Origin of the sequence: Bradyrhizobium sp. AZCC 2176, from assembly GCF_036924645.1 — a bacterium.
In the GTDB taxonomy this organism is placed as follows: domain Bacteria; phylum Pseudomonadota; class Alphaproteobacteria; order Rhizobiales; family Xanthobacteraceae; genus Bradyrhizobium.
Genome location: NZ_JAZHRX010000001.1, coordinates 503,099 through 521,136, shown reverse-complemented (window position 1 = coordinate 521,136; position 18,038 = coordinate 503,099). Strand labels below are relative to the sequence as shown.

The following is an 18,038-nucleotide window of genomic DNA, read 5'->3' as shown; positions in this document are numbered from 1 at the left end:
CCCCAAGCGCTGACGGTCGTTAGCGCTGCACGATTTGCCGGCTGCCGGCGTTCGATGCTTGCTGCGGTCCGCGCGAGCCCATCTCCGCAATTTCGGTCTTCAGGAGCGCGCCCGGGCGTACCCGCTGTAGGCCGTTCACGACGATGCGGTCACCGGATTTTAGGCCACCCGTCACGATGCGGAGCCCGTCGACGGCGCCGCCGAGCGTTATTCCGCGATAGACCGCGCGGTTGTCGTCGCTGACCACCATAACGAACTTCTTATCCTGATCGGTGCCGATGGCTCGCTCGTCGATCATCACCAGTGTCTGTTGCTGAGGCTGGCCCATCCGCACCCGCGCGAACTGGCCGGGGATGAGGCGTCCATCCTCGTTCTGGAATACCGCGCGGACGCGTATCGTGCCGCTCTGGCCATTGACCTGGTTGTCGATCAACTGGATATGACCTTTGGCCGATGTGCCGCCAGAGGTGGTCATCTCGACGGGTATTTGATCAAGATTGCCGCGCTTGCCCGAACTATCTGCAATGGAATTCAGCGCCCGCAGCACGATCTCTTCGTCCGCATCGAAACTTACATAGATCGGGTTGACAGAGACCAGAGAGGTCAGGACCGGGGAGGCAGTCCCTGCGGCCACGAGATTTCCGACGGTCACCTCGACCTTGCCGACGCGGCCATCGACGGGTGCGCGGACCTCGGTGTAGTCCAGATTGAGCTTTGCAGTCTGCAGCGTCGCCTCGGCCGCCTTCACATTGGCGATCGCTTCGCGATTGGCGTTCTCGCGCTGATCGAAATCTCGCCGCGTGACGACGGCGTTGCCGACGAGCTGTGCGCCACGCTCGACTTCGCCCGCAGTGAAGATCGCACGCGCTCTTGCTGCCTCGAGCTGCGCGCTCGCCTTATCCACTTCGGCGGCGTAGGGCGCGGGATCAATCTTGAACAGGACATCGCCAGCTTTCACCAACGCGCCCTCGGCAAAGTTGGCCGACAGGATCGCGCCAGCGACGCGTGGGCGAAGCTCGACGCGGTTGACGGCTTCGAGACGTCCAGAGAAGTCATCCCACAGCGCGGTCCGACGCGGCTCGATCACCGCGATCGTGACGGAGATGGCCTGCTCGGGTGCGGTGCCTGTGGTCGCCTGGGCCGCATGAAAATAGCGGCCGCTCGCGATCGAACCGGCCGCCGCGAGGACGCCGATCACGGCAACGCCGCCGACAACGCGTCGGAATCGGCCGGAACGGGAGGTATTGGCAGATGGGGGCATTTGCGCGCTCCATAAATGTAGTGTTCGCTACAGATGTGGAGCTGGACGGCAGTCTGCAAGATACTTATGTACCATCCACTACGAAAATATTATGTCGCAAGCCGCAAGACTGGAAATCAAATAAAAGAACCACAATAAATCAGAAGGTTAGAGGCTTGAAACGCCAAACGCACAACGGCGTCCGCCTCAAGGGAGTAACGCGAATGGCCATGGGACGCCCGAGAGAATTCGACGCCGATGCCGCGTTGGATCAGGCGATGGAAGTCTTCTGGAGACATGGCTATGAGGGCGCAACCATTGCGCAGTTGACCGAGGTGATGGGCATTAACCCGCCCAGTCTCTATGCGGCATTTGGAAACAAGGAAGGTCTCCTGAAGGCTGCCCTCGACCGGTACACCGCCAAACGTGCGGCCTGGATGGAGGGGGTCTTGAGCGCGCCGACCGCCCGCGACGTCGCGGAGCGGATGCTCATGGAGACCGCGGACATCCAAACCGATCCCGACAATCCGCCCGGTTGCCTGCTCGTGCAAGGCGGCCTTGCCTGCGGTACCGGTTCGGAGAACGTTCCCTTCGAGCTCGCAGCGCGCCGTGCATTGACCGAAGATCAGCTCCGCGAACGCTTCGCCAGAGCGAAGAAGGAGGGCGATCTGAAACGGACCGCCGACGCTGCCGCGCTGGCGCGCTATCTCTCGGCGGTATCCGCCGGCATGGGCGTGATGGCATCGTCGGGCGCCGATCGCGAAGCACTGCGCCAAGTGGCGAGCGTATCCGTCAAAGTTTTCGAGGAACAGTCGACGAAACGTTGACGATGGCGCAGTTCAGCCTTCTGGGATGCAGCCCCACTGCATGGAGGTTCGATCCCTCCCGCCCCAGCCAGCACTTAAGCTGCTGAGTTCGTTATATTGGCGGCTCTATTCCCGCCCGGCTGTTTGGGCGCGATTGGAAGTGAAGCTCTAATGCTCGGCGCGCCGTCGTGTTCCTCAAAATGAGTTGCGTACCTCAAATAACCTCTGCTAGCCTTCAGCCCATGAAGGAGCCGGACGCCAACAGCCCTCTCACGCTCAGGGACATCGCCCGCCAGGCTGGCGTCAGCCTTGCGACGGTCGATCGCGTCCTGCACAACCGCCCCGGCGTGCGGCCGGACACGGTCCGCCGCGTCAAGGAGACGATCGCGCGCAACTCCTTCCAGCCGCTTGTGGCCGGCGCCGAGCTCGCCCGTGGCCGTACCCGGCGCTTCGCCTTCGTGATGCCGTCGGGGCCGAACCTGTTCATGCAGCAGATCCAGTCTTATCTCGGCGAGATGTCGGGCTGGTTGTCGGCCCGCCGCGTCGCGGTGGAGATGGTCGCGACCGACGTGTTCGACGTCTCTGTTCTCGCGAGCTCGCTGGAGGCGCTTGCCGGCGAGTATGACGGCGTCGCGGTCGTCGCGCTCGATCATCCGAGCGTGCGGGCCGCCATCAACGATCTCGTCGATGGCGGCGCCAAGGTGGTGACGCTGGTCTCTGATGTGCCGTCGTCGCGCCGCCATCATTATGTCGGCATCGACAATATCGCCGCCGGGCGCACCGCCGGCGCGCTGGTCGGCCGCCTCGTTGGCCCGCGATCCGGCAAGGTCGCGATCGTCGCCGGCTCGCAAGGCCTGCGCGACCATGCCGAGCGCATCTTCGGCTTCAATCAGGTGATGGCGTCGGAGTTTCCTGCGCTTAACGTGCTGCCCGTGCTCGAAGGACGCGACGAGGACGAGCGCTCGGAGCAGCTCATGTCGCAGCTGCTCGGCAAGCATCCTGACATCGTCGGCCTCTACAATGTCGGCGCCGGTACGCAAGGCGTCGCCAAGGCCCTCGTCGGTTCCGGTCGCGAGCAGCAGGTGGTGTTTGTCGGGCACGACGTCACCGTGCTGACGCGCAAGCTCTTGTTGCAGGGCGTGATGGACGCGGCGATCTCGCAGAACCCGGGACATGAGGCCCGCGCCGCCGTGCGCGTGCTGCTCGCGCTCGCCCGCGGCGAGCCGATCCTGAGTGAACAGGAGAAGATCCGGATCGACATCGTGATGCGGGACAATCTGCCGTAGCCCGCAGAGCTGATTGCAGGACGGCCCGATATGGGAAAGGCGACGAAGATCGCCAACTGGGCCGGAAGGGGAGGACGACGACGTGTATCTCGGGATGGACATCGGCACGTCCGGTGTGAAGGCGGTGCTCGTGAACGAGGCTGGCGCGATCGTCGCGACAGCGGCGCGCGAGCTTGCGCTCTCGCATCCCGCACCGCTGTGGTCCGAGCAGGATCCGGACGCCTGGGTTGATGCGGCGATCGGCGCCGTCGATGACCTCGCGTCCGCTCATCCGCGCGACGTCGCGCAGGTGCATGGCATCGGTCTCTCCGGCCAGATGCACGGCGCTACCTTGCTCGGCAACGACGGTCGTCCGCTGCGTCCGGCCATCCTGTGGAATGATGGCCGGTCCCATGCCGAATGCGAGAGGCTCGAGGAGCGCTGTCCCTCGCTCCACGCCATCGCCGGCAATCTCGCGATGCCAGGCTTCACCGCGCCAAAGCTGCTCTGGGTGGCCCGCCACGAGCCCGAGATTTTCGATCGGGTGGCAAAAGTGCTGCTGCCAAAGGCCTACGTGCGCTACCGCCTGACCGGCGAGATGGTCGAGGACATGTCGGACGCCGCCGGCACGCTCTGGCTCGATGTCGATCAGCGCCGCTGGTCTGCGTTGCTGCTACATGCCACCGGGCTCGATCTTCACCACATGCCGCGCCTGGTCGAAGGCAGCGAGATCAGCGCAGCACTTGCCCCCGAATTTTCGAAGCGCTGGGGCATGGCGAAAGATGTCGTGGTTGCCGGCGGTGCGGGAGATTGCGCCGCGAGCGCGATCGGGCTCGGCGCCATCACGCCCGGCGATGCGTTCCTGTCGCTGGGAACTTCAGGCGTCGTGTTTCGTGTCACTGATAGTTTTGTACCGGCGCCAGCGGCGGCTGTGCACGCCTTCTGTCATGCGCTTCCGGGTCTCTGGCACCAGATGGGCGTGATGCTGGCGGCGGCCGCCTCGCTCGCCTGGCTTTCGGGCCTCATGGCGACGCCTGCCGCCGCGCTGCTGGCGCCGCTCGGCGAGACCGTCCGCGGACCGAGCCCGGTCCAGTTCCTTCCCTATCTCGATGGCGAGCGCACGCCGCACAACGACGCCGCCGCCAGCGGCGCCTTCGTCGGCCTGCGCGGTGCGACAGGACGCGATCAAATCGTCCAGGCCGTCCTCGAGGGCGTGGCCTTCGCCGCGCGCGACAATCTCGTGGCGCTCGGCAGCGCGAGTTCAGCGATCACGGAGGTCGATCTCGTCGGCGGCGGCTCGCGCTCGGCACTGTGGGCCCAGATCTGCGCCGACGTTCTCGCCATTCCCGTCCACCGCGTCGAGGAGGGCGAGGTCGGCGCAGCGCTCGGTGCCGCGCGGCTCGGCAGGCTCGCCGTTACAGGCGAAGATTCGGCGCAGGTCTGCACGCGTCCGCGGCGGCTTGCGAGCTTCACGCCGCGTGCGTCCGCCACGGCCGCCTACGATGAAGCCTATCACCAGTGGCGAAAGCTATATCCCGCGCTGAAGGAGTTTTCCCTGTGAACGCGTCACCCAAATTCTTCGGGCCGGCCACGCCGGTCGCCTATGGCGGCAAGGACGCCAAAAGCCCGCTCGCCTTCCGTTGGTACGACAAGGATCGCGTCGTGCGCGGACGGCGGCTCGAGGATCATTTGCGTTTCGCGGTCTGCTATTGGCATTCGTTCTGCTGGCCCGGCGGCGATCCGTTCGGCGGCGAGACATTCCTGCGGCCCTGGCACCATGGGACGGATGCGATGGCGCTGGCGCGCGCCAAGGCCGATATCGCCTTCGAACTGTTCCGCCTGCTCGATGTGCCCTTCTTCACCTTCCACGACGTCGATGCGGCGCCGGAAGGCGCCTCGCTCGCCGAATCGGTCGCCAACCTCAACGCCGTTGCCGATCTCTTCGAACAGAAGATAGCGTCTTCCAAGGTGCGTCTACTCTGGGGTACGGCCAATCTGTTCACGCATCGCCGCTACATGGCCGGCGCCGCGACCAATCCGGATCCGGACATTTTCACCTATGCCGCCGGCCAGGTACGGGCCGCGCTCGAGGTGACTCACCGTTTGGGCGGGCAGAACTATGTGCTCTGGGGCGGACGCGAAGGCTACGAGACGCTGCTCAACACCGACATCAAGCGCGAGCTCGACCAGCTCGGCCGCTTCGTCTCGCTGGTCGTCGAGCACAAGCACAAGATCGGTTTCAGGGGACCGATCCTGATCGAGCCGAAGCCGAAGGAGCCGACCAAGCATCAATATGATTTCGACGTCGCCACGTGCTACGGGTTCCTCCAGCGCTATGACCTTCTGAAAGACGTCAAGCTCAACATCGAACAGAACCACGCCATCCTTGCCGGCCATTCGTTCCAGCACGAGATCGCGCTGGCCCAGGCGCTCGGCGTGTTCGGCTCGCTCGACATCAACCGCGGCGACGATCTGCTCGGCTGGGACACCGACCAGTTCGCGATGAACGTGCCGGAGTTGGCGCTGGCGTTCCACGACATCTTGAAGGCCGGCGGCTTCACGACGGGCGGTCTCAATTTCGACGCCAAGATCAGACGGCAATCGATCGATCCGGACGATCTGATCCACGCCCATGTCGGCTCGATGGACACCTGCGCGCGGGCGTTTCTTGCCGCCGCCGACATGCTCGATGACGAGGCGCTGACCACGCCGCTTGCGGAACGTTACGCCGGATGGGCTGATGCCGAGGGACGCGCGATCCTCGCTGGCCAGCGTTCGCTTGCCGATCTCGCCGACCGCGCGCTGGCATCCGGGTTCGACCCGCAGCCACGTTCGGGCCGTCAGGAATATCTGGAATCACTAGTCAACCGGTATGTCTGAGCGAGGCCGAGCATGGAAACCGCAGGTGTAGCCGGGCAACCGGTTCTGGAATTGACAGGGATCGGCAAGGAGTTCGGCGCGATCCGCGCGCTGCATGGCGTCGACATGCAGGTCTTCCCCGGCGAGGTAGTCGGCCTGATGGGCGACAACGGCGCGGGCAAGTCGACGCTCGTGAAGATCATCGCCGGCAATTTCCGCCCCACCCACGGCGAGGTCCGCTTCGACGGCAACGCGGTGCATTTCCACCGTCCCATCGATGCCCGCGCGGTCGGGATCGAGGTCGTCTATCAGGACCTCGCGCTTGCCGACAATCTCACGGCGGCGGACAACGTCTTCCTCGGCCGCGAGCTCAAGCGCAAGTTCGGTCCGTTCGCCTTCCTCGATCACAATGCGATGGCGACGCGCGCGCTGGAGCTGTTCGGCGAGTTGCGCTCCGAGACGAGACCGCATGATCTCGTCAAGCAGATGTCCGGCGGTCAGCGCCAGGCGGTTGCGATCGCACGCACCCGCCTGTCGAACGCCAAGCTCGTGATGATGGACGAGCCGACTGCGGCGATCTCGGTCCGCCAGGTCGAGCAGGTCCTGGGCCTGATCCATCGGCTGAAAGAGCAGGGCGTGGCCGTCATGCTGATCTCCCACCGCATGCCCGACGTCTTCGCGGTCTGCGACCGCGTCGTCGTCATGCGCCGCGGCGAGAAGCGGGCGGATAAGTCGATCCGCGATACCAGTCCCGAGGAAGTCACCGCCCTGATCACCGGCGCAAAGGAGGCTGCGTGATGGCTATGCCCCTGGAATCCCCGATCTCCTTCACCAATGTCGGCCGTATCAGATGGTGGCAGCGCGGCCTCTTCGCGTCCCAGACCGGTTACGTTCTGCTGGCGCTCATGGGGCTGCTGATCGCGATGCATTTTGCCAGCCCCTACTTCTTCACGCAGGGCAACATGCAGAATGTGGCGAAGAACTTTTCCTTCATCGCCATCGCCACCCTCGGCGTCACCTTCGTGATCATCACCGGCGGCATCGATCTCTCGGTGGGATCGATGATGTGCTTCTCCGCCATGATCACGTCCATGGTGATGTCGGGCCTGTCGACGCCGGGCATGCCCGGCGCGTCACTGTTCGTGCATCTGGCCGCGGACGGCAAGACTGTGGTCGCCAACCTACCGGGGCTGATTCTGCTTGTCTCGATCTTGGCGGGACTTGTCACCGCGCTGATCGTCGGCCTAGTCAACGGCTTCTGCATCGCTGTGCTCGGGCTGTCGCCTTTCGTCACCACGCTCGGCATGCTCTCGATCGTCCGCGGTCTCGGCTATGTCGTCTCCAACGGGCGCGGCAGCTTTCCGGGCGGACCGGACGCCGACTATTTCTACGCGCTGACCTCGGGCGATCTGTTCGGCGTACCGGCGCCGTTCATCTATCTCGTAATCCTCGCGGCGGTAATGGCGATCGTGCTGCATCACACGAGCTTCGGCCGTCACGTCTTCGCGCTCGGCGGCAACGAGAAGGCGGCGGAGTTGACCGGCATCCCGGTCGTGCGGGTCAAGATCGAAGTCTACGTGATCTGCGCGCTGGCCGCAGGGCTACAGGGCATCATCGTCTCGGGCTGGCTGGGGTCCGCGCCCGCGAACATGGCGACATCCTACGAGCTCAACGTGATCGCAGCGGCGGTCATCGGCGGCGCCAATCTCGCGGGTGGCGTCGGCGGCCCGCTTGGGGCCATCGTCGGCTGCGTGCTGCTCGAAGTGATCCGCAACGGCCTCGTGCTCGCGCAGGTCAGCTCCTACTGGCAGCAGACGCTCGTGGGCGTGATCATCATCCTGGCCGTGCTGGTCGACCGCATACGCTCACGCATCAATTGAGGTTACTTCGGGAGGGCAACGAACGCGCCGTCTATCCGCCTTCTGAAGCATTCAATTCAAAAGGATAGGCACAAAAGTGTGGAGGGAACCAATGAGGAAGATACTTCTCGCCGGGATGGCCATCGCGATGATGGCGACCCCGGCATTCGCCCAGACCTACAAGTTCGTGATCGTGCCCAAGGCGATGAACAATCCGTTCTTCGACGTGGCGCGCGACGGCTGCCTGAAGCGCGCCAAGGAGCTTGGCAACGTCGAATGCATTTACAAGGGTCCGGTCGAGCATGAGCCGGCCTCGCAGGCGCAGATCATCCAGGACTTTGTCACGCAGAAGGTGGATGGTCTTGCGATCTCGGTTGCGGATGTCGCGGCGATGACCAAGTCGATCGAGGCGGCAACCGCAGCCGGCATTCCCGTCATCACCTTCGATGCGGATGCGCCGGGCTCCAAGCGCATCGCCTATATCGGCACCAACAACAAGGACTTCGGCCTCGCGCTCGGCAAGCAATTGCTGCAGCTCAAGCCCGAGGGCGGCAAGTATGCCGTCGTCTCCGGTGGTCCCGGCGCCAAGAACCTCGCCGAGCGCGTCGATGGCGTGCGCGAGGCGCTCAAGGGCTCGAAGTGGGTCGAGGTCGCGGGCTCGCCGACCTTCTGTAATGACGATCCTGCACTCGCGGTCCAGCAGATGGCGGATCTGCGCACCGCGACGCCGGACTTGGGGGCGATCGTGCCGGTTGGCGGCTGGCCGATGTTCGCGCCCGAAGGCTACAAGGCCTTCGTCAACAAGAACAAGAAGGACATCGACGCTGGCAAGTTCACGCTCGTCGTCGCCGACACGCTGAAGATGCAGCTTGAACTGCTGCGCGACGGCTACTCCAACGCGCTTACGGGACAGCGCCCGTTCGAGATGGGCGAGAAGGCGATGGACGCCCTGCTGGCAATCAAGAAGGGCCAGAAGGTTCCCGAGGTCATCTACACCGGCCTTGATCTCGTGACCAAGGACAACGTCGCTCAACTGTTGAAGTAGGAACGTTCTCAGCCCCAACGTTCCTGCGCTACACTCCCTCTCCCGCTTGCGGTCGCCTTGCGGGGGAGGGAGTGCTATTTTCGGCCTCGGAAGGATATTGGAACCAAGCGTGCGCGGCTTGCAGAGGGGCTCATCGTCATGATCGAGTGTCGAACTCCTGCTCGATGCGGGCGGCAAAGGAGAGAAGCCGCTCCTCGCTGTGCGGAGATCCGACGATCTGCAACGAAACCGGCATGCCATCTCGATCACGGCCGGCCGGAACTGCAAGTGCGGGGCATCCAAGGATGGACCAGACGTAAGTGATCATGATCCAGTCGATATAGGTCTCGGACGCCCGACCATCGATCTCGGTCGGCCAGCGGACGTCGACGGGGAATGGCGTGACCTGTGTGGTCGGACAGATCAGGATATCGAAATCCGCAAAGAAGCTCATGGCGCGCCGATACAGCGCCGCCCGGTCCGCCATCGCGCCTGCAATGTCAGCGGCGGACAGGTTTTCGCCATAGCCGATGTCGCCGGCAACCTCAGGCGTGAAGCGCGCGCGCGATTGCGGCCAATGCTTGCCCCAGGTCGCAAGGTAGGCGAGGCCGCGGAGCGCGCGGATGACACCGGGCACACCGGAGAGGTCGGGAGCAGCCTCGGTCATCGCGCAACCGGCGCGTCGCAGCCGGTCGATCGCGCGGCCGAAGCCCGATCGGATGTCACCGGCGACCGGGAGAAGATCAAGGTCCTCGGAAACCGCGACCCGTGCCGCCCAGTTAGGTCGTGCTGCCGCGTTCTGGAACGACATATGCTTTTTCTCGCGCGATATGAGATCGGCGGCATGGAATCCGGTCATCGCATCCAGCATCAATGCGAGATCGGCGATCGTCCGGGCCATCGGTCCCTCGACGAAGATGGTGTCGAAGGGATCGGCCAGCGGCTTGCGCGCTACGAGGCCAGGCGTCGGCCTTAGACCCGCCACACCACAGAAGGCGGCCGGCGTGCGCAGGCTGCCGCCGACATCATTGCCGTGGCCGAGATAGACCTGATGTGCCGCAAGGGCTGCCGCGGAGCCGCCGGAGGAACCACCCGACGTCAGCTCGGGGAAAAACGGATTGCGGGTCGCGCCGAACAGGGCATTGGTCGTGTTGGCGCCGCCGAGTTCCGATAGATTGCTCTTGCCGATGACGATCGCGCCGTTGCGCTGCAGACGGTCGATGGTCGGATCCGAGACATCGGGGACACGACCTGCGGTCAGTAGGCTGCCGCCACTGGTAGGCACGCCGGCAACATCCGCATTGTCCTTTACCGCAAGCGGCAGTCCGCAAAGCAGAGGCCAGCCTTCACCGCCAGCCGCCTTGTCCATCAAGCGGCGCGCCGCGGAGCGGGCAGCATCGAAGCAGCGGACGGGTATCGCGTTGATCGCAGCATCTGTTGCCTCGATCCTGTCGATAGCAGCGTCGACGACGTCGAGCGGCGACAGATGGCCTTTGCGGATTTCCGCGATCGCCTCGACGGCCGACAGATCGAGAATGCCGACGGACGGCGCGGGAATGGACAGATCGTTCATGGCTGCTTCCGGATGGCGGCGGTGGAGCCGCGCACCACGAGCGCCGGCTGCAATTGGATCGATCGCCCGTTATCGTCCTTGCCGGACCGGCCTTCGGAAATCCGTCTCAGGAGGGTTGAAACGGTTGCCTCGGCGATTGCCTCGGACGGCTGGGTCACGACGGTCATGCCAGGGCGCACGAGGCCGGCCCAGGGCAGATCGTCGACGGCGATGACGGAAATCTCGTCTGGAATGGACAGGCCGCGTTCGCCGACGGCGCGCAGCAGCCCGAGAGCCAGATGGTTGTTCGTCGCGAAGATCGCGGTCGGCCGCTTGGAGCGCGACAGCAGCCGAAGAGCAGCCGCATGGCCGGCCATTTCCGAAAAGTTGTTCTTCTCGATCAGCCGCTCGTCCAGCGTCACGCCGCGTTCGGCGAACCCTGTCCGAAAGCCATCCAACCGATGGCGTGCGATCTGATGCTCGGGTGAACCCATGATCACGGCGACGCGCCGATGGCCGAAATCGTGGAGATGTTCCGCCGCCAGCCGCCCGAGCGTAACGTTGTCCGTGGTGACTGAATCAAGATCGAGCCCCTCGATCCGCCGGTCGACGAGGATGCCGGGCATCGGCAGGCTCGATAGCGCAGCGAGGCGCCCGCTCCAGCCGCGGCGCGTCGGAATGACGATGGCGCCGTCGGCACGCTGCGACAGCAGCATCGCCAAGTGCCGCTCCTCCCGTCCCGGATCTTCGGCGCTGTTGCAGAGAATGACCGAATAACCGGCGGCGCTCGAAAGCCGTTCGATGTTCTCGACCAGCCTCAAGAAATAGGGATTGGCGAGGTCCGCAACGAGCAGGCCGAGGATGCGCGTAGCGCCGCTCCGCAAGCTGCGCGCACTGGCATGCGGTGCATAACCGAGCTTCTGCACCGCGGCGTTGACGCGTTCCTGCAGAACCTCGCTCACTTTGCCCGAGCGGTTAAGCGTCTTCGATACTGTGGCGACTGAAACGCCGGCCAGCCGCGCGACCTCGTGGATGGTGGGCAAAGGCCCTGCGGACATCGGCTCCTCTTTTCCTGTTAAACGTTTTCTTATCGGCTCAATTTGCAGCCGACAAGTCCGATTTTGCCGCTTGCCTGGAGGGCATCGCGAATGATATGAGGGCTTTCTTACTTGAAAAAACGTTTAACAACGGAGGAAATGGTGAGGAGCGGGCTTTGCTTGAGACGGCTCGGCTCTATTTGCGGGCCTGAGGGTGCGGCGTGACGGGTTATGTCCTGGGCCGGTTGCTCGCAGCCGTTCCCGTGCTGCTCGCGGTCGCGGTGTTCGTCTTCCTGTTGCTGAGTCTGGCACCCGGCGACCCGGCGGTGCTCATTGCCGGTGACTTTGCTTCGCCGCAGCAGGTGGAGGCGGTGCGCCAGGCGCTCGGGCTTAATTTGCCGATGCTGCCGCGGTTCCTTACCTGGGTGGGGCGCATGCTGAGCGGTGATTTCGGCCTGTCGCTGTTCAGCCGTATCCCGGTTTCGCAGCTCGTCGCGCAGCGCATCGAGCCGACGCTGATCCTCTCGCTAATGACGATTACGATCGCGGTTTTCGTCGCGGTCCCGCTCGGTCTGGTGGCTGCCTATCGTCCTAAGGGGTTCGTTGCACGCTTGACAATGGCTGGCGCCGTGCTCGGCTTCTCGGTGCCTGTCTTTGTTGTCGCGTTTGTTCTCGTCTACACACTGGCGCTCGGCCTGCACTGGTTTCCGGTGCAGGGTTACAGGCCGCTGTCCCAGGGCGTCTTGGGCTCGTTCCACTCGCTCGTGCTGCCGGCGATCTCCCTGTCCTTCCTCTATATCGCATTGATCGCGCGGGTTACGCGCGCGGCGGTGCTGGAAGTCCTGCGCGAGGACTATGTTCGCACCGCACACGCTAAGGGGCTCGCCGGGCGCAAGATCATTTCGCGATACGTGCTCAGCAACGCCGCCGTGCCGATCATCACGGTCGTCGGCATTGGGTTCGCGGCGTTGCTCGGCGGCGTCGTCGTCACCGAAACAGTGTTCAGCATTCCGGGTCTCGGCCGGCTCACCGCCGACTCGATCCTTCGGCGCGACTATCCTGTGGTGCAGGCGCTCATCCTGCTTTTCGCCGGGGTCTATGTCGTTGTGAATCTCGCGGTCGACATCCTCTATGCCGTCGTCGATCCGCGGATCCGGTACTGATGGAACAGCGGCAGATGACAATCACCTCGACGGCAGGCGGGCTCGAGAAGCCGGATATCGGCAGCGACCGGCTCGGCCGCATCGCAAGATTCCCGCTGCGCCAGCCGATGTTGACCGCGAGTTGCGGCCTGCTTCTCGCCTTCGGCGCGCTCGCTCTGGTGAGCCCCTGGATCACCTCGGATCCGGCTGCGCTCGATCCGCTTGGTCGGCTGAGCTCACCATCGCTCGATCAGCCGTTCGGCACCGATCAGGCCGGTCGTTCGGTTTTCGCCCGCGCGCTGTGGGGAACGCGCGTGTCGCTTTGGGTCGGGATTGCCGTTGCCGTTGTCACAACCCTCGTCGGCGTGACCATCGGTGTCATCGCCGGCTATTTCCACGCGGTCGACACGGTAGCCATGCGGGTCATGGATGCCGTCATGGCGATCCCTGCGATCCTGCTCGCGATCGCGCTCGTCGCATTGATCGGAGCCTCGCCCTTCGTGATTGTCACCGCGATCAGCGTGCCGGAAATTCCGCGTATGGCGCGCGTGGTGCGCGCGAGCGTGCTGACATTGCGCGAGCGCGTCTATGTCGAGGCGGCGATCACGTGCGGTGGGCGCGCAACGACAATCCTTCGCCGGCACATCCTGCCCGGCGCGGCGGGGCCGATCATAGTGCAGACGACCTATGTCTTTGCGTCGGCGATGATCCTGGAATCGATCCTGTCCTTCCTCGGTGCGGGTACGCCGCCTGATGTGCCGAGCTGGGGCAACATGATGTCAGAGGGACGGCAGTTCCTGCAAATAGCGCCGTGGATTCTCGGCTTTCCCGCACTGATGCTTGCCGTCACTGTGCTTGCCGCCAATCTCCTTGGTGATGCGCTGCGCGACCTGCTCGACCCGAGCCTGCAGGCAGGTGAAGTGCGATGAGCGCTCCGCTTCTGTCCGTCGAGGATCTCGGGGTCACACTCAATGCGGGAGCCGTTCCAATTTCGTTGCTCCGCAATGTCTCCTTCTCAATCGATCCGGGCGAAACGCTATGCCTGGTCGGTGAAAGCGGCTGCGGCAAGAGTCTGACGGCGCTGTCCATCATCGGCCTGCTCAACCGCAAGGTCATGCAGGTCTCCTCCGGCCGAATCCTTTTCGAGGGGCGTGATCTTGTCTCGCTTCGCGCCGAAGAAATGCGGCGGCTGCGCGGTGACCGCGTCGCCATGGTGTTCCAGGAGCCGATGACATCGCTCAATCCGCTGCAGCGGATAGGTCAGCAGATCGCCGAGGTGATCGTCGAACACCGCGGCGTCTCAGAAGCCCACGGGCTGCGGCAGGCGCTGCAACTCCTCGACCTCGTACGCATTCCGGATGCGCGGCGGCGGGCGGAGGAGTTTCCGCACCAGCTCTCCGGCGGCATGCGGCAGCGGGTGATGATCGCCATGGCGCTGGCGCTTCGTCCGGCCTTGCTGATCGCCGACGAACCAACGACAGCGCTCGACGTCACCATCCAGGCGCAGGTCCTGACGCTGATCGACGATCTTCGACGCGAGTTCGGCACGTCGGTGCTGCTCATTACGCATGATCTGGGCGTGGTCGCTGAAATGGCCGATCGGGTCGTCGTGCTCTACGCCGGCAGCGTCGTGGAGCAGGCAAGCGTCAACGATCTCTTCGACGGCGCGGCGCATCCCTATACGCGCGGCCTGCTCGGCGCGATCCGGCAGCTCAACAGCGGCAGTCGGGATCGTCTCGCGGAAATTCCGGGCAATGTCCCGAGTCCGGCGTCGCTCGGAACGGGTTGCTCCTTCCGTCAACGCTGCGCCGCTGCCATGCCGGTCTGTCATTCTGAAACACCGCCGCTGGCTGGCGCAGGCCCGCATCAGGCGGCCTGCTGGCTTGGCAGGATTGACGAGGAGATGACGGCATGAGCGCGGTGCTGGAAGTCTCCCGCCTGACGCAGGTCTTCACATCGCAGAAAGGTCCGTTCGGACTCTTCGGCCGACGCGAACTGCGGGCTGTCGACGACGTCAGCTTCGTGGTCGAACGCGGCCGCACGTTCTGTCTCGTCGGCGAGAGCGGCTGCGGCAAGACGACGATCGGCCGGCTGGTCGTGCGTCTCTTGAAACCGACCGCCGGCTCTGTCCGCGTCAACGGCGAGGATTTTGCTGACCTGGCCGGCGAGACGCTGCGGCGCAAGCGCCAGCAGATCCAGATGGTATTCCAGGATCCGTTCGCCTGTCTCAATTCGCGCATGACGGCCGCCGAGATCGTCGAGGAGCCGCTCCTGAACTTCAGCATCGGCAATGCCGCCTCGCGCCAGCGCAAGGTCTTGCGCTTGTTCGATCAGGTCGGTCTGCCGCAGCATTTCCATTCCCGTCTGCCGCATCATCTATCGGGCGGGCAACGCCAGCGCCTCGGCATCGCCCGGGCGCTGGCGGCAGAGCCGTCGCTGATCGTCGCCGACGAGGCCGTCGCCGCGCTCGACGTATCGATCCGCTCGCAGATCCTCAATCTGTTGAAGGAGGTGCAGCGGGAGATCGGAATTTCCTATCTCTTCATCTCGCACGATCTGTCCGTGGTACGTTATCTCGCCGACGACGTCGCGGTGATGTATCTCGGCGCCATCGTTGAGCAGGCGCCGGCAGAGGCGATGTTCGGCGCGCCTGCGCATCCTTATACGCGCGCACTGATCGACTCCGTGCCTGTGACCCATCCGCGCAATCGCCGCCGCCGTTCGCCACTCGAAGGGGAGATACCGAGCGCTGCTGCGTTGCCTTCGGGCTGCCGTTTCCGGACGCGCTGTCCCTTCGCCACGGACATCTGCGCGCAGCAGGCGCCGCCGATGACCGAGATCGCGCCCCAGCCACTTCGTCGCCTGCCATCATTCGCAATCACTGCCGCCACCGAACGTCTCGCGCTCCAGCGCGGCCGAAGACATCGCAGTCGTTCAAAAACAGTGAAACGGGAGGAGTACCAAAATGAAACCGCCGAATAGACTGTTTGCCGTCGTTGTTGCGGCAGGCTTGTTGGGTGCCATGTCGCCCGCCTTTGCCGAGACGGTTCTGAAGATCCGGCCGTTCGGTGATCTCAAGCAGATCGATCCCGTCATCACGTCCGACTATATGGTGCGCAACCACGGCTACATGGTCTACGACACGCTGTTCTCGCTGGACGAGCAACTGGCCGCACAGCCGCAGATGATTGAAGCGTGGTCAGTCAGCAATGATCAGCTCACCTACATATTCACGCTACGCGGTGGCCTGACCTTCAGCGACGGTCAGCCGGTGACCTCGGAAGATGCGGTCGCTTCGTTGAAGCGTTGGTGGCAGCGCGACGGCCTCGGCCAGCAGCTTGCCTCCGTCAGCGACAGCCTGACCGCCAAGGACGACAAGACTTTCGAGCTGAATCTCAAGCGTCCGTGGGGCCTGGTGATCGAGGCGCTCAGCAAGCCGAGCTCCAACGTGCCGTTCATCATGCCGAAGGCAATCGCCGCAGCGCCGGCCGATACCGCGATCACCGATGCGACCGGGTCGGGTCCCTTCATCATGAAGAAGGACGAGTGGGCCCCGGGCTCCAAGGTGGTCTATGTGAAGAACCCGACTTACAAGCCGCGGCTGGAGCCGGCGAACGGCCTGGCCGGTGGCAAGATCGCCAAGGTCGATCGCGTCGAATGGCACTACATTCCGGATGCGCAGACCGCGCTCAACGCACTGCAGGCGGGTGAGATCGATCTCTTCGAGGAGGTTCCGCCGGACTTCTTGCCGACGCTCGCGGGCAACCCCGACATCAAGACCATGCCGCAGGATACGTTGGGCATGCAGATGGTGTTCCGCATGAATACCGCGGTGCCGCCCTTCAACAACCAGAAGGTCCGTCAGGCGATCAGCTACATGACCGATCAGGAGAAGTTCGCGCGGGCCTATGTCAGCGATCCAAAACTCTACAAGAACTGCCCGAGCTTCTTCATGTGCTCATCACCCTACTTCACGGCAGACGGCTGGGTGAAGCCGGATATCGAGAAGGCCAAGAAGCTGATCGCCGAGAGTGGATATGATGGTACGCCGGTCGTGGTGCTGCATGCCACTGAAAGCGGCCCGACCAATACGTTCAGCCTCGTCGCCGAGCAGCTGATGCGGCAGATCGGTCTCAAGGTCGAACCGCAGGCGATGGACTGGGGCACTCTGGTCGGACGCCGCGCCTCGAAGGAGACTGTCGACAAGGGAGGCTGGTCGCTTTTCATGTCGGGGCCGACGGGCGCGGACATGTTCGAGCCGGTGGGACATCTCGGCCTTCGCGCCAACTGTGCGAAGGCATGGTTCGGCTGGCCCTGCGACGAGAAGATCGAGAAGCTGCGCAGCGACTTCGCGCTGGCGACCGACCCCGAGCAGAAGAAGAAAATCGCGACCGAACTCCAACTCCGGGCAGTGGAGTATGTGCCCTACTGGCCGGCGGCGCAGCTTTACCTGGTGCGGGCAGCGCGCAGCAACGTCGACGGCATCTTGAAGGCGGCGGTCCCGGTCTATTGGAACATCGCCAAGAAGTGATGCTTACAGACCTGGGCGTCGAGTTTCGCGACGCTCAGGTCGGTCGGCTTCATTGCCTTTGCGCGCCCGACCGGAATCGGCAGCATCCAATCCTGCGGCAGGTTGCGGTCTTCTGCGCTGCGCAGCGCTGGGCCTCGCGAAGTCAGATTAGTCCGGCGACATCTCGGACGGTGTGCTCCGTCCCGCTGAATTGTTTGGGGCAGGGCGAATTCGCCTTGTGGCTGAGCAGGAGTAGAGTCCGATAGCTGACTGATTTCATCAAAACGGAGTCAGTCAGCGCGGCGAGAACACATTCTTCAACTGCACCAGGAATGTCACCAGCCAGGCGCATGCAAACATGCCTGCGAGACCAAGCGCCGTTCTGCGATCAATCAAAGACAGGTTTGTCCACCACCATATCCGGTAAAGCCATATTCCTGTCGTGGCCACGCCAAGCAGGCAGACCAGCATCTTGAGGAAGGACGAGTTCGCGACGCCTAAAGCGCCGAACAACAGCGTTGCTGGAACGAGAAACAGCATACAGGCGGATATCAAAGTCTCGTTCATGGGTCCTCAAGAGATCTACGAATCGCGGGCAACATAAGCAGCTTGCAGCAACCTGTACCTTTCTGGAAGGGACGCCGATGCAACTGATACTTGACTTGTATTTGGCTTGCGCCGCCCAGCCTGTTCGTCCAATCGATTTTAGGGAATGTCTTGTAAATCCGCTCGGCGAATAGCCGG

General features: G+C 63.8%; 16 protein-coding genes. 12 read left to right on the top strand and 4 right to left on the bottom strand.

From position 1 onward, the window contains the following. Nucleotides 1-19: 19 nt before the first annotated feature. The gene (locus V1288_RS02280; RefSeq protein WP_334355535.1) at nt 20-1,261 is read right to left on the bottom strand and encodes an efflux RND transporter periplasmic adaptor subunit; all 1,242 of its coding nucleotides are present in this window, start codon (nt 1,259-1,261) and stop codon (nt 20-22) included. Between the two features lie 203 nt (nt 1,262-1,464). On the opposite strand from V1288_RS02280, the gene V1288_RS02275 reads away from it, so the two are divergent. The 7 genes from V1288_RS02275 to V1288_RS02245 all read left to right on the top strand — a co-directional run bounded on the left by V1288_RS02275 (nt 1,465) and on the right by V1288_RS02245 (nt 9,074). Further along, nucleotides 1,465-2,067: a TetR/AcrR family transcriptional regulator gene (locus V1288_RS02275; protein WP_334361170.1), complete on the top strand. Its 603-nt coding sequence runs from the start codon at nt 1,465-1,467 to the stop codon at nt 2,065-2,067. Nucleotides 2,068-2,288: 221 nt separating this feature from the next. After that, the gene (locus V1288_RS02270; protein ID WP_334355534.1) at nt 2,289-3,332 is read left to right on the top strand and encodes a LacI family DNA-binding transcriptional regulator; all 1,044 of its coding nucleotides are present in this window, start codon (nt 2,289-2,291) and stop codon (nt 3,330-3,332) included. An 82-nt stretch (nt 3,333-3,414) separates the two neighbouring features. Continuing rightward, complete coding sequence (gene xylB, locus V1288_RS02265; RefSeq protein WP_334355533.1) at nt 3,415-4,872, top strand: xylulokinase; 1,458 nt, start codon at nt 3,415-3,417, stop codon at nt 4,870-4,872. Next, nucleotides 4,869-6,191 carry a xylose isomerase gene (xylA, locus tag V1288_RS02260; protein WP_334355532.1) on the top strand — a complete coding sequence of 441 codons (1,323 nt, stop codon included), beginning with the start codon at nt 4,869-4,871 and terminating at the stop codon, nt 6,189-6,191. The genes xylB and xylA overlap by 4 nt, the downstream gene beginning before the upstream one ends. Nucleotides 6,192-6,203: 12 nt before the next feature. After that, nucleotides 6,204-6,968: an ATP-binding cassette domain-containing protein gene (locus tag V1288_RS02255; RefSeq protein WP_334355531.1), complete on the top strand. Its 765-nt coding sequence runs from the start codon at nt 6,204-6,206 to the stop codon at nt 6,966-6,968. Then, nucleotides 6,968-8,050 carry an ABC transporter permease gene (locus V1288_RS02250; protein WP_334355530.1) on the top strand — a complete coding sequence of 361 codons (1,083 nt, stop codon included), beginning with the start codon at nt 6,968-6,970 and terminating at the stop codon, nt 8,048-8,050. The genes V1288_RS02255 and V1288_RS02250 overlap by 1 nt, the downstream gene beginning before the upstream one ends. Before the next feature lie 91 nt (nt 8,051-8,141). Beyond that, a complete protein-coding gene (locus V1288_RS02245; protein WP_334355529.1) occupies nt 8,142-9,074 on the top strand; it encodes a sugar-binding protein in 933 nt (310 codons plus the stop codon). Nucleotides 9,075-9,210: 136 nt separating this feature from the next. On the opposite strand, the gene V1288_RS02240 is transcribed toward V1288_RS02245, so the two are convergent. Both V1288_RS02240 and V1288_RS02235 read right to left on the bottom strand, forming a co-directional pair. After that, a complete protein-coding gene (locus tag V1288_RS02240; protein ID WP_334355528.1) occupies nt 9,211-10,626 on the bottom strand; it encodes an amidase in 1,416 nt (471 codons plus the stop codon). Beyond that, on the bottom strand, nt 10,623-11,663 hold the full coding sequence (locus V1288_RS02235) for a LacI family DNA-binding transcriptional regulator (RefSeq protein WP_334355527.1): 1,041 nt from the start codon (nt 11,661-11,663) through the stop codon (nt 10,623-10,625). Before V1288_RS02235 ends, V1288_RS02240 begins: the two co-directional genes overlap by 4 nt. Nucleotides 11,664-11,863: 200 nt before the next feature. Here V1288_RS02235 and V1288_RS02230 point away from each other — a divergent pair, with 200 nt between their 5' ends. Genes V1288_RS02230 through V1288_RS02210 form a run of 5 tightly spaced genes read left to right on the top strand, consistent with a single transcriptional unit; the run spans nt 11,864 to nt 17,315 of the window. After that, on the top strand, nt 11,864-12,805 hold the full coding sequence (locus V1288_RS02230; RefSeq protein ID WP_334355526.1) for an ABC transporter permease: 942 nt from the start codon (nt 11,864-11,866) through the stop codon (nt 12,803-12,805). A gap of 14 nt (nt 12,806-12,819) precedes the next feature. Then, nucleotides 12,820-13,713, top strand: a complete 894-nt coding sequence (locus V1288_RS02225; RefSeq protein ID WP_334355525.1) for an ABC transporter permease — start codon at nt 12,820-12,822, stop codon at nt 13,711-13,713. Then, on the top strand, nt 13,710-14,699 hold the full coding sequence (locus V1288_RS02220) for an ABC transporter ATP-binding protein (protein WP_334355524.1): 990 nt from the start codon (nt 13,710-13,712) through the stop codon (nt 14,697-14,699). Before V1288_RS02225 ends, V1288_RS02220 begins: the two co-directional genes overlap by 4 nt. Beyond that, nucleotides 14,696-15,766: an ABC transporter ATP-binding protein gene (locus tag V1288_RS02215; RefSeq protein WP_334355523.1), complete on the top strand. Its 1,071-nt coding sequence runs from the start codon at nt 14,696-14,698 to the stop codon at nt 15,764-15,766. The genes V1288_RS02220 and V1288_RS02215 overlap by 4 nt, the downstream gene beginning before the upstream one ends. Next, nucleotides 15,750-17,315, top strand: coding sequence for an ABC transporter substrate-binding protein (locus V1288_RS02210; RefSeq protein ID WP_334355522.1), 1,566 nt, complete (start codon nt 15,750-15,752; stop codon nt 17,313-17,315). Before V1288_RS02215 ends, V1288_RS02210 begins: the two co-directional genes overlap by 17 nt. Before the next feature lie 273 nt (nt 17,316-17,588). Here V1288_RS02210 and V1288_RS02205 read toward each other — a convergent pair whose 3' ends face one another. Continuing rightward, on the bottom strand, nt 17,589-17,861 hold the full coding sequence (locus tag V1288_RS02205) for a hypothetical protein (RefSeq protein WP_334355521.1): 273 nt from the start codon (nt 17,859-17,861) through the stop codon (nt 17,589-17,591). Nucleotides 17,862-18,038 lie beyond the last annotated feature (177 nt).

What these genes read in the sequence shown, in the direction of transcription:
- V1288_RS02255 (WP_334355531.1), top strand. Translation starts at nt 6,204, where the DNA reads ATGGAAACCGCAGGTGTAGCCGGGCAACCGGTTCTGGAATTGACAGGG.
- V1288_RS02225 (WP_334355525.1), top strand. Translation starts at nt 12,820, where the DNA reads ATGACAATCACCTCGACGGCAGGCGGGCTCGAGAAGCCGGATATCGGC.
- V1288_RS02215 (WP_334355523.1), top strand. Translation starts at nt 14,696, where the DNA reads ATGAGCGCGGTGCTGGAAGTCTCCCGCCTGACGCAGGTCTTCACATCG.
- V1288_RS02280 (WP_334355535.1), bottom strand. Translation starts at nt 1,261, where the DNA reads ATGCCCCCATCTGCCAATACCTCCCGTTCCGGCCGATTCCGACGCGTT.
- V1288_RS02275 (WP_334361170.1), top strand. Translation starts at nt 1,465, where the DNA reads ATGGCCATGGGACGCCCGAGAGAATTCGACGCCGATGCCGCGTTGGAT.
- V1288_RS02235 (WP_334355527.1), bottom strand. Translation starts at nt 11,663, where the DNA reads ATGTCCGCAGGGCCTTTGCCCACCATCCACGAGGTCGCGCGGCTGGCC.
- V1288_RS02210 (WP_334355522.1), top strand. Translation starts at nt 15,750, where the DNA reads ATGAAACCGCCGAATAGACTGTTTGCCGTCGTTGTTGCGGCAGGCTTG.
- V1288_RS02270 (WP_334355534.1), top strand. Translation starts at nt 2,289, where the DNA reads ATGAAGGAGCCGGACGCCAACAGCCCTCTCACGCTCAGGGACATCGCC.
- V1288_RS02245 (WP_334355529.1), top strand. Translation starts at nt 8,142, where the DNA reads ATGAGGAAGATACTTCTCGCCGGGATGGCCATCGCGATGATGGCGACC.
- V1288_RS02240 (WP_334355528.1), bottom strand. Translation starts at nt 10,626, where the DNA reads ATGAACGATCTGTCCATTCCCGCGCCGTCCGTCGGCATTCTCGATCTG.
- V1288_RS02220 (WP_334355524.1), top strand. Translation starts at nt 13,710, where the DNA reads ATGAGCGCTCCGCTTCTGTCCGTCGAGGATCTCGGGGTCACACTCAAT.
- V1288_RS02205 (WP_334355521.1), bottom strand. Translation starts at nt 17,861, where the DNA reads ATGAACGAGACTTTGATATCCGCCTGTATGCTGTTTCTCGTTCCAGCA.
- V1288_RS02250 (WP_334355530.1), top strand. Translation starts at nt 6,968, where the DNA reads ATGGCTATGCCCCTGGAATCCCCGATCTCCTTCACCAATGTCGGCCGT.